The 9415-nt window shown below is 68.8% G+C and carries 8 protein-coding genes and 1 pseudogene; 6 read left to right on the top strand and 3 right to left on the bottom strand.

The window, feature by feature from the left end; all coding sequences use genetic code 11:
• Positions 1-445: 445 nt before the first annotated feature.
• Positions 446-2521 (bottom strand): SpoIIE family protein phosphatase, encoded by a 2076-nt coding sequence (locus tag ACIA8E_RS41065; protein ID WP_399307112.1) that lies wholly within the window; start codon positions 2519-2521, stop codon positions 446-448.
• Between the two features lie 373 nt (positions 2522-2894).
• Here ACIA8E_RS41065 and ACIA8E_RS41060 point away from each other — a divergent pair.
• A pseudogene (locus ACIA8E_RS41060) lies at positions 2895-3287 on the top strand (Tn3 family transposase); the annotation flags it as partial.
• Between the two features lie 163 nt (positions 3288-3450).
• Here ACIA8E_RS41060 and ACIA8E_RS41055 read toward each other — a convergent pair.
• On the bottom strand, positions 3451-4041 hold the full coding sequence (locus tag ACIA8E_RS41055) for a TetR/AcrR family transcriptional regulator (protein ID WP_399307110.1): 591 nt from the start codon (positions 4039-4041) through the stop codon (positions 3451-3453).
• Between the two features lie 111 nt (positions 4042-4152).
• Here ACIA8E_RS41055 and ACIA8E_RS41050 point away from each other — a divergent pair, with 111 nt between their 5' ends.
• Both ACIA8E_RS41050 and ACIA8E_RS41045 read left to right on the top strand, forming a co-directional pair.
• Positions 4153-5163: an NADP-dependent oxidoreductase gene (locus ACIA8E_RS41050; protein WP_399307114.1), complete on the top strand. Its 1011-nt coding sequence runs from the start codon at positions 4153-4155 to the stop codon at positions 5161-5163.
• Between the two features lie 309 nt (positions 5164-5472).
• On the top strand, positions 5473-5811 hold the full coding sequence (locus ACIA8E_RS41045) for a hypothetical protein (RefSeq protein WP_399307108.1): 339 nt from the start codon (positions 5473-5475) through the stop codon (positions 5809-5811).
• Positions 5812-5845: 34 nt separating this feature from the next.
• Here ACIA8E_RS41045 and ACIA8E_RS41040 read toward each other — a convergent pair whose 3' ends face one another.
• Positions 5846-6196 carry a winged helix-turn-helix transcriptional regulator gene (locus ACIA8E_RS41040; RefSeq protein WP_399307106.1) on the bottom strand — a complete coding sequence of 117 codons (351 nt, stop codon included), beginning with the start codon at positions 6194-6196 and terminating at the stop codon, positions 5846-5848.
• Positions 6197-6260: 64 nt separating this feature from the next.
• Between ACIA8E_RS41040 and ACIA8E_RS41035 the strand changes: the two genes are divergently transcribed.
• The 3 genes from ACIA8E_RS41035 to ACIA8E_RS41025 all read left to right on the top strand — a co-directional run bounded on the left by ACIA8E_RS41035 (position 6261) and on the right by ACIA8E_RS41025 (position 9210).
• Positions 6261-7160 (top strand): LLM class flavin-dependent oxidoreductase, encoded by a 900-nt coding sequence (locus ACIA8E_RS41035; RefSeq protein ID WP_399307104.1) that lies wholly within the window; start codon positions 6261-6263, stop codon positions 7158-7160.
• A complete protein-coding gene (locus tag ACIA8E_RS41030; RefSeq protein WP_399307102.1) occupies positions 7157-8467 on the top strand; it encodes an FAD-binding oxidoreductase in 1311 nt (436 codons plus the stop codon). Before ACIA8E_RS41035 ends, ACIA8E_RS41030 begins: the two co-directional genes overlap by 4 nt.
• Before the next feature lie 92 nt (positions 8468-8559).
• Positions 8560-9210, top strand: coding sequence for an FMN-dependent NADH-azoreductase (locus ACIA8E_RS41025; protein WP_399307100.1), 651 nt, complete (start codon positions 8560-8562; stop codon positions 9208-9210).
• Positions 9211-9415 lie beyond the last annotated feature (205 nt).

The raw sequence follows: 9415 nt of genomic DNA, 5'->3' as shown, positions 1-9415 counted from the left end.
CAGCAGCCTCGGCTACCTCAGCCCCGCCGAGTACGAGACCGCACTCGCAGCCTGACCACCACACCAATGGTGTCCGTCAAAGCGGAACAAGCTCAGCTTGACGTCGCGCTGGGTCAGGCGCTGGTAGGCGGCGCGACGTACCGCGAAGTGGGGGAAGGTTCTTCCTGCAGTCCTGCGCGGCCAGGACGGCATACGACCGTCATCCGTGAGACCGCCGTGCCAGAAGTGTGTTCTTCTCGCGGTTATACGACGGATTGCGATACCGGTACGGCCGTGCAGCTTGCACGGCGGGGGCAAGAGACCGGCGGAACAGTAATGGAGGGAAAGGAAGTTGATCTGGGAGGCGACAGTGCCGACCCGAGCAACGGTTCGGTACACGCCCGCCGTCAAGTGAGCGCTGGAGCACACCAAGACCTGTCCCCGGCCGGCCGACGTCCGCAGTGAGTCAGGTCCGCGGTCTGGGTCGGGCGATGAGTACGGACACGTCGTCGTGGTCGTCCGGATTACACAGTGTTCCCAGGAGCCGGTCGCAGGTTTCTTCCAGGGAAAGGTCGTGGCCGTCGAGTACGCGGAGGAGGAGGTCGAGGCGTTCGTCGATGGCGTCGCGGCGTGTTTCGACCAAGCCGTCGGTGTAGAGGACCAGTTGATCGCCGGGGCGCAAGGGCACGGTGGTCGTTTCGAAGGGGACGCCGCCGACCCCGAGGGGTGCACCAGATGGTAGGTCGAGCAGTTCGGGGGACCCGCCTGCAGGTGTCAGTGCGGGGGGCAGGTGTCCGGCTACGGCGATTCGGCACCGGTCACTGTGCGGGTCGTATTCGGCGTAGATGCAGGTGGCGATGTAAGGGTCCAGACCGGCGGTGATCTTGTCGAGGCGTTGCAGCACCTGGGCGGGCGGGAGATCGAGGTCAGCCAGGGTCGCGGTGGCGGTGCGCAGGCGGCCCATCGTGGCGGCCGCATCGATGCCGCTGCCCATCACGTCACCCACCACGAGCGCGGTCTTGCCCTCCGCGAGGGGGATGACGTCGAACCAGTCGCCACCGACCTCGGTAGAGGTTCCGGCAGGTTGGTAGCGGGTGGCGACCTCCAGACTCTCGGGTGGCGTCGGCTGGGGCAGCAGGCTGCGCTGGAGCGTCACCGCAGTGTTGCGGACGCTTTGGTACAGGCGCGCGTTGTCGAGGGACACTGCAGTTCGGCCGGCGAGCTCACCGGCCAGGGTGACGTCGTCCGCGTTGAAGGGCAGTTGATTGCGGCCGCGCATCAGCCCCAGGACGCCGAGTGCCCGGCCTTGGGCGGCCAGCGGTATCGCGAGATATGAGTGGATGCCGACACTGGCCAGGACAGCGGCGGCTCCGGCGTCACGGGCGATGCGCGCCAGATCCCACTCGTCCACGCGAGTCACCATGATTGGCTGACCGGTCCGTACGCATTGGGTGGGCAGTCGCTCGGCGTCATAGCTGACTCGTTGGTCGGCCGTGCCGGCGGCGCCGGTCGCCTCGGCGAGGTAGGCGGCCTTCACAGCGAGGGTGCGAAAGAGCGCCGGGCCGCTGTCGGGCGTCGCGGGGCGGCGATCGTCCAGGGCGGAGTCGAGTACGTCTACGACCGCGATGTCGGCGAGCTCGGGCACTGCGACGTCAGCCAGCTCGCGGGCGGTCTGTTTCATGTCCAAGGTGGTACCGATACGGGCGGAGCCCTCGGCGATCTGGGCCAGGCGCTGCCGGGCCTGGGCCGCCGCTGTGATCGCGCCGTGCCGATCGGTGACATCCACCACCGACGTGGCGACACCAAGAACCTGACCGTTGGGATCCTCCAACCGGTAGACGGAGACAGACCAGGCATGATCGTTGTCAGGGTCAGCCGGGGTGCGGCCAATGGTGTACCTGTCAACCTGAGGGCGTCCGGTCTCGAGCACTTCTCTGACTGCCGCCTCGGACGCGTCGACACTGGCGGAGGGCAGGACATCGCGGAAGCCCCGGCCGAGGTGGTCCTCGGCAGACAGGCCGTGTATCCGTTCCATCGCCGGATTGACAGCCACATAACGCAGATCGGTGTCCAGAACCTCCAACGCGACCGGCGACTGGGCGATCAGCTGCGTGGACAACGCCAAGTCCTGCTCCACCTTGCGCAGCGTCGACGCATCGGTGGCGATACCCAGAGCGTAGAAGTCGCCCTGCTTGTCCGGCAGACGGTTGTAGCGGAATTCCACCAGTCTCGTACTGCCGTCCTTGTTCCGGACGGGAATGAGCCCGGCCCAGCTCTGGCCGGTCTCCATCATCTGCTCGCACTTACCGGCCACCAGGTCCATGTACGGGTCATGGACCAACAGCTGAGCCGCGTGCTGGCCCAGCACTTCCTCCGCGGAGTAGCCGAACAGCTCCTCGGCCTGCGGGCTCCACAACACGAACCGCCCGGCCGTATCCAGCGCCACCACCGCCACACCGAGCGCATCCAGCACCCCGCTCGGCAGCTCCAGCCGGAGGTCGGACGAGTCGCTGTCAGCACTGAAAGATCCCGCTTCACTCATCCCAGGTGCTCCTTCCACCTGCCAGGGCGACGCGCGCCCAGCGCAGGCCCTGGAGCTGCAGCGCTGGGATGTTTTTCGTGCCTTTCTGGTGCTTCCATAGTCTCCTGAGACGACCGACGACGCACAGCGCCGGGCGGGACGTGTGGTCACGGAAGAAGCTCTACGACAGGTTCGACGGCTCCTTCGACTGGTCCACCCCGGAGAAGGCCGATGACGGAGGGCACCCCTCAGTCGGCTCGTGGTAGCCACGGACTCGTCGCAGCGGCCCTCGGACTTGCCCCACGCGCTGCCCCGGTACCTTGCGCTATCGGGAGGGCGGGAGTTGGCCGTCGGGCACGTCGACGGGAACTGCCTGCACCTCGATAGCAAAGTCGTCACGGTCCAGGAATCCCGCCACCGCCTTGCTCGCGCCATCTGCCACGGCGGCCGGGGCGAGATCCGGCAGGCATACCGCGATGGGCAGGAAGATCAGTTGGCCGGCCTGGGGCTCGTCCTCAATGCCGTGGTGCTCTGGAACACCCGCTGTCCAGACGTTGCCGTCGCCCAGTTCTGCGCTGAGGGCCACCACCTCATGGACGAGGACGTGGCCCGCCTGTCTCCGCTGAAGGACAGGCACATCAACTTCATGGGCCGCTACCAGTTCAATTTCGCGGCTGGTGGGCCGGGCGAGGGGCTGCGGCCCCTGCGCGATGCGGACGCGCCCGGGCTGGACGAGGACGACGACGGAGGGCAGGACTGTCTGTCAGGAGCCGACCGGCGTGGCTAGCGCGCCTCCGCCTTCGTCAGCCGCTTTCCAGCGGTCGTGGTCCGTTCCCGGGGAGCGCGAGGCTCGATGCTGGTGACCTTGACCGCCTTGGCGAACTCGGCGTCGATCCGCTCTTGCCGAGCGCGCGGCCGAGTTCGCCGGTCCGGGTGTGTGACGATTTCAGCTACGGGTGCGAGGGCGGCGTTCCCCCTTCGGTGTCGCTGCTTGCTGTGCTGGTCAGGATCGCGCTTGCGACAACGTCGAAGAGGTGATCGGCGCGTGGCGCGAGCGAGGTTTGATCGCCGAGCCAAGCGAGCGCCGTTACCAGCGCGAACAAATCGGCGCCATCAATGTCGGTCCGCGCCATGCCCGCGGCCTGGGCACGGGTGAGGAGCCGCGCACCGGCCGCGCGCAGAGTGACGCACGAAGCGTGGAGTGCGGACTCGGTGTCCTCGATGGCGGCTGCCATCAGCACGATCGCGCCCCGATACTCGGTTGTCCACGCGACGCAGCCGCGTAGCCACGAAACGAGAGCGTCGTCGGGCGAGCTGGACGTTTCGAGGGCGCCTGCCTTGGCGGTCAGCTCGTCGAAGCTCGTGCGGAGCAGGGCATCGAGTAGCGCCTCGCGCGTCGGGAAGTGACGCAGCAGCGTCGCGAGTCCGACATCGGCTCTGCGCGCGATGTCACGCAGTGACACGTCGACGCTTTGCTCGGTGATGGCGGTGCCCGCTACTGCGAGCAGGTGGTCGCGGTTCTTCCTGGCGTCGGCGCGCATCTGTCCCTCTTGACTATTCGGATCAGTGGTCCATATATTCGGATCAGTGGTCCGTTTATGTGGATCACTGATCCGAATAAGTCTATCCCGCAGCGCGGGCAGGAGAGAACGATGCCGACACACACGATGAGGGCGGTCCGGCTCCATGAGCACGGCGGTCCTGAAGTTCTGCGTTACGACGAGGTGCCGATTCCCGATCTGGGGCCGGGTGAGGTGCTCGTTCGCGTGCATGCGGTCGGCGTCAACCCCCCCGACTGGTACCTGCGCGACGGGATGTCCAACCTGCCTGTGGAGGCGCGGCCGAAGTTCCGCTTGCCCGCGATCCCGGGGACGGACCTGTCGGGCGTCGTCGAGGCCGTCGCCGCGGATGTGGATGGCTTCTCCGTCGGTGATGAAGTCTTCGGTCTCCTTCGCTTCCCCAGCTTCGATGGCAGCACCTATGCCGAGTACGTGGCCGCGCCCGCGGCGGACCTCGCGCTCAAGCCGGCCGGCATCGATCACGTGCACGCCGCCGGGGCGCCCATGTCCGGGCTCACCGCGTGGCAGTTCCTGATCGAGGTCGGACACGATCACCCCTCGGGCTTCCAGGCGGCGCAGCATCGTCCGGTGCCACTCGACGCCCACAAGACGGTGCTCGTCAACGGCGCCGCGGGCGGCGTGGGGCACTTCGCGCTGCAGCTGGCGAAATGGAAGGGTGCACGGGTCATCGCGGTGGCGTCGGGCGCGCATGAATCGTTCTTGAGTGAGCTCGGCGCCGACCAGTTCATCGACTACACCAAGAGCCGTCCCGAGGAACTCGTGCACGACATCGACCTCGTTCTCGACGCCGTCGGTGGCCCCGACAGCAAGCGCTTCCTGCGCACCCTCAAGCGCGGCGGCTCCCATTTCCCCGTGTTCTTCGGAGAGTTCGACGAAGAAGAGAACGCGGAGCTGGGCGTCACCGTCACGGGCACCACGGTCCGCTCGAACGGCGCGCAGCTCGCAGAACTGGGACGCCTGCTCGACGCGGGCGCGGTCCGCGTCGCGATCGACAGCACGTTCGCGCTCGCGGATGCCCGAGCCGCGCACGAACGCGCAGCCCGAGGACACATCCAGGGCAAAATCGTGCTCACCGTCGCTTAGGAACGAGCCGTTTCACCGACGCGTCCGGTGCTCGTCCGCGGGGCAGCGGTGGCCGTCGAGACTCCGATGCGGAGAGCTTGGGGCGCGTCTGGCGACTAGGGCCTCTCGTTCGGATCATGCTGGGCTCGCGGGGGCCTGGCACGCGCATCTGCGGCGTTGTCGTCAGTTCTCCCCAAGCTCTCGGCTTCGCTCGAGCAGGGGAGGCCCCATTCGCTCCGAGTGGGCTCCTTCCTCCGCCTTGCAGCTCCACGCACCAGACCCCGCTCCCTGATCCAGCCTGATCCAAACGAAAGACCCTAGGCGGCCGCGATGCTCACTGCGGCGTACCGAGCGGACCCGTGCGGTCGGCTCGGTACGCCGCCGAGGCGGTCGCACCGCGCCCTCGATCTTCGACCTCCCGCCGACGACCCGCACGTCATCCCCTTCCTGGCGCAACGCATCCAACGCCGCGACAATCTCGGCGGACTGATCCACGAGTATCGGCTTGGGGCCGTCACCGCGGCGGACGGCGGCCTGGAGTTGGCGTCCGACGAGGGTGGTCTCCACGTCTGGTGGCGCCGTATCTTCGCCGAGCGCGGCATCGTCTCCCGCACCGAACTGAACGCCGTGCTCGCCGACGGCCTGGGCGCCTCGGTGTCGACAGGGTGAGTGTGTGCGCCTCCTGGACGCGCGTGGCCGGAGGTTACGTCGACGATGGAACCCGTCCCGCGCCTCTGGGTCCTGAGCGGTGCATGCTCCACTGCGCGAGCGGGAGCAGGGCGTCCACCAGTGCCTGGCCGTCCGGGGACAGCTGATAGCGGACTTGTACGGGCGTGGTGGGGATGATGGTGCGCTCGATGAGGCCCGCGGCCTCGAGTTCCTTCAGGCGCTGGGAGAGCAGCCGGTCGGAGATGCCGTCGATCATCGCCCGGTACTCGCCGAAGCGCCGGGCTCCACGGTCGGCGGCCTGCAGTACCGAACCCGTCCAGCGGCGTCCGACCAGTTCGAGGGTGCCCTCGAAGCTCGGGCAGGTGTCGTCATGAATGGAGTTCACTTACAAAAGATTAGCACCTTACCCGACGTTTTGCCGGTGGGGTGATCCGGCGCAACGTAGACGCATGACCGACTACGGACGCCCACTTTCCTTCGGAGTGAGCCTCGACCCCTCCGCTGAGGCCTGGGTGCAGACCCGGCGCCTCGCACGGACGGCGGAGGACTCGGGCCTGGACTACCTCGCCGTCCAGGACCACCCCTACCAGCCCGGCCACCTCGACACTTGGACCCTGATCACGCATCTGTCCGCGGGCACCGACCGCATCTCCTTCCTTACCGACGTCGCCGACCTGCAGTTGCGTCCGCCGGTGATGCTCGCCAAGGCCGCCGCGTCGCTGAGCGTGCTCACCGACGGACGGATCCAGCTCGGTGTCGGCGGGGGCGGCATTGCCGATGCCATCGCCTCGATGGGCGGAGCGGCGCGAAGCGGACAGGACATGGTGGCGTTCGCCGAGGAGTCCCTGGGGCTCCTGCGCGCGGCCCTGTCCGGGGGCGTCGTACGACTGCACAGCCAGTACCACGCCGTCGGCGGTTACCGCGCCGGACCGGTGTCCCCGAGGCCCGTCGAGCTCTGGCTCGGCGCTCAGAAGCCGCGGATGCTCGCCGTCGCCGGCCGGTTGGCCGACGGCTGGATCTCTCCGCTGAACATCTACGTCCCGCCGCAGGAGGTGCCCTCACGTCAGCGGATCATCGACGAGGCCGTCGCCGACGCAGGCCGCGATCCGAGAACGCTCCGGCGCGTCTACAACGTGATCGGCGTGATCGGCGACCACGGGGACGGACCGGGGCTCGTCGGCGATGTGCGGCGGTGGGCAGACACCCTCGCCGAGTGGGCTGTGGAACTCGGCTTCGACACCTTCGTCTTCTGGCCCGCCACTGACCCCGAGCAGCAGGTCGCGCTCTTCGCCGCCGAGGTCGTGCCCGCGGTGCGCGAGCGCGTCGGCGCCCTCCGGAGTGGACGATGAACGGCACCTTGTCCACCGTGCCGGCCGAGCTCGCCGGCAAGCTGGTCACGCCCGACGACCACCGCTACTCGCTGCTCCGCTCCACCTACACCACCGTGGGCCACCCAGCCGCCGTCATCCTGCCCGAGTCCGCGGGCGATGTCGCGGCGGCGCTGCGGCTCGCGCGGGAGACGGGGCTGCGGGTGGCTGTCCGCAGCGGCGGGCACGGCCTGTCCGGCAGCGGCACCAACAACGGCGGCCTCGTCATCGACCTGAGCGCGCTGCACCGAGTCGACGTCCTCGACCGCGGTTCCCGTCTGGTCCGTGTCGAGGCGGGAGCCCGCTGGGCCCAGGTCGCCCAGGCGCTCGCCCCGCACAGGCTCGCCGTCAGTTCGGGCGACCACGGCAACGTCGGTGTCGGAGGCATCGCCACCGGGGGCGGCGTCGGATGGCTCGTACGGCAGTACGGGCTCACCGTCGACCACGTCCGCGCCGTCGAGGTCGTCCTGCCCGACGGATCGGCCGTGCGCGCCGATGCCGATGCCGAGCCTGACCTGCTGTGGGTGATGCGGGGGGCCGGCGCGGGTGCCGGGATCGCGGTGGCCTTCGAGATCGAGGCCATGGAGCTTCGTGACGTCGGTTATGCGCAGCTGGTCGCGGCGGTGGACCCGGCCGGGGAGACGCTGCGGCGCTGGGAGGCCGTCATGGCGCGGGCGCCGCGCGAGCTGTCGACGGCGGTGATGCTGTCCTCGCAGGGCGCCGCCACCGCCGCGTTCATCACCGCTGTCGTGGCCTCGGACAGCCCGTCCGTCATCCGCGACGCCATCGAACCGCTGCTCGGCATCGGTGACGTAATGGCCCAGCAGGCCCATGTCGTCTCCTACACAGAGCTGGTCCCGCCGCTCCACTTGCACACCAACACTGGGCAGATGTGCTCCAGCTCGACCAACGGGCTGCTCACCGACATGACCCCGGACGCCGCCCGCGCCCTGGTCGCGGCGTCGGCCGCCCCCGACCCGGTCCTGGTCCAGCTGCGTTCGCTCGGCGGCGCGGCCCACGACCCGGCCCCCTCTGCCATGGCGTTCACACACCGCCATCAGAACACCCTCGTCATCGCCTCGGCGTTCCCGCCGGACGACCGCGCCACGCTGGCCGCCGCCTGGGCGCCCCTCGCCCCACACACCGACGGCGCCTACGTGAACTTCGAGAGCAATCCCGACAAGACGACGTTCACACGCGCCTACCCCGGACCGACCGGCACCCGCGTTACCGACCTGTGGAAGCGCTACGACCCCGACGGCGTCCTGCGCCCCCGGCCGCCGGCCTGACTGCCGGCCCCATCGCCCTCACCGACCAGGAGCCCCACGGCACCCGCCGCAGGCGCCCGCCCTGTCATGTCACCCCCTACTGGAGATAATCCATGGCCACGTTGCTGCACATCGACTCCTCCGTGTTCCCGGGCGGCGCCTCCGCCTCCCGCGCCGTCACGGAGACCTTCCGCAAGACCTGGGAAGAGCAGCACCCGGAGAGCACGGTGATCTACCGCGACCTCTCCGTCGCCCCCGTCCCGCACATCACCGCCGCCGCACACACCGCGGGCTTCGCCGATCCGAACGCCCACACGCCCGAGCAGGCCGCCGCCTTCGCTGAACGCCTCCAGCTGATCGACGAACTGGAGCAGGCGGACGCGGTGCTGATCGGCGCGCCGATGTACAACTACTCGATCCCGTCGACCCTCAAGGCATGGCTGGACAACGTGATCCTCCACGGCCGCACCTCGGGCGAGAACCCCTCCGCCAAGGGCACCCCGGTCACCGTCGTCGCCAGCCGAGGCGGCTCCTACGCGCCCGGCACCCCGAAGGAGCCCTACGAGTACGTGCAGAACTACCTGACGGCGACCCTCGCCGACATGCTCGCCCTGGACCTCGACTTCATCGTCCCGGAACTCACGATGGCCCCGCACAACCCGGCCATGGCCGAACTGGTGCCGCTCTTCGAAACCTCCCGCGACCGCGCCCTGCAGGACGCGGCCACCAAGGCCAAGGCCCTCGCCGAACGCCTCGCCGCGTAAACACGAGAGCGCCGTGTGCGCCCCTGCCGCTGGTTGTCCTGCGCCGGTAGTTGATCGTTAGTGGTTGCGTGATTTCTGCTGCTGGTGCGTCAGTTCCTCGTCGGGGCCCGAAGCTGGAACCGTTGCTGCTGTCTGATGACGAGCGGGCGGTGTTGGAGCGGTGGACGCGGCGGGCGACATCGGCCCAGGCGCTGGCCTTGCGGGC

The organism is Streptomyces sp. NPDC051664, from assembly GCF_044453545.1.
Taxonomy (GTDB): domain Bacteria; phylum Actinomycetota; class Actinomycetes; order Streptomycetales; family Streptomycetaceae; genus Streptomyces.
This window is presented reverse-complemented; position numbering and strand designations above follow the sequence as displayed.

Bases quoted from the DNA above. Each gene is read 5' to 3' on its own strand.
- ACIA8E_RS41065 (WP_399307112.1), bottom strand. From the start codon at position 2,521: ATGAGTGAAGCGGGATCTTTCAGTGCTGACAGCGACTCGTCCGACCTC.
- ACIA8E_RS41055 (WP_399307110.1), bottom strand. From the start codon at position 4,041: ATGCGCGCCGACGCCAGGAAGAACCGCGACCACCTGCTCGCAGTAGCG.
- ACIA8E_RS41050 (WP_399307114.1), top strand. From the start codon at position 4,153: ATGCCGACACACACGATGAGGGCGGTCCGGCTCCATGAGCACGGCGGT.
- ACIA8E_RS41045 (WP_399307108.1), top strand. From the start codon at position 5,473: ATGCTCACTGCGGCGTACCGAGCGGACCCGTGCGGTCGGCTCGGTACG.
- ACIA8E_RS41035 (WP_399307104.1), top strand. From the start codon at position 6,261: ATGACCGACTACGGACGCCCACTTTCCTTCGGAGTGAGCCTCGACCCC.
- ACIA8E_RS41030 (WP_399307102.1), top strand. From the start codon at position 7,157: ATGAACGGCACCTTGTCCACCGTGCCGGCCGAGCTCGCCGGCAAGCTG.
- ACIA8E_RS41025 (WP_399307100.1), top strand. From the start codon at position 8,560: ATGGCCACGTTGCTGCACATCGACTCCTCCGTGTTCCCGGGCGGCGCC.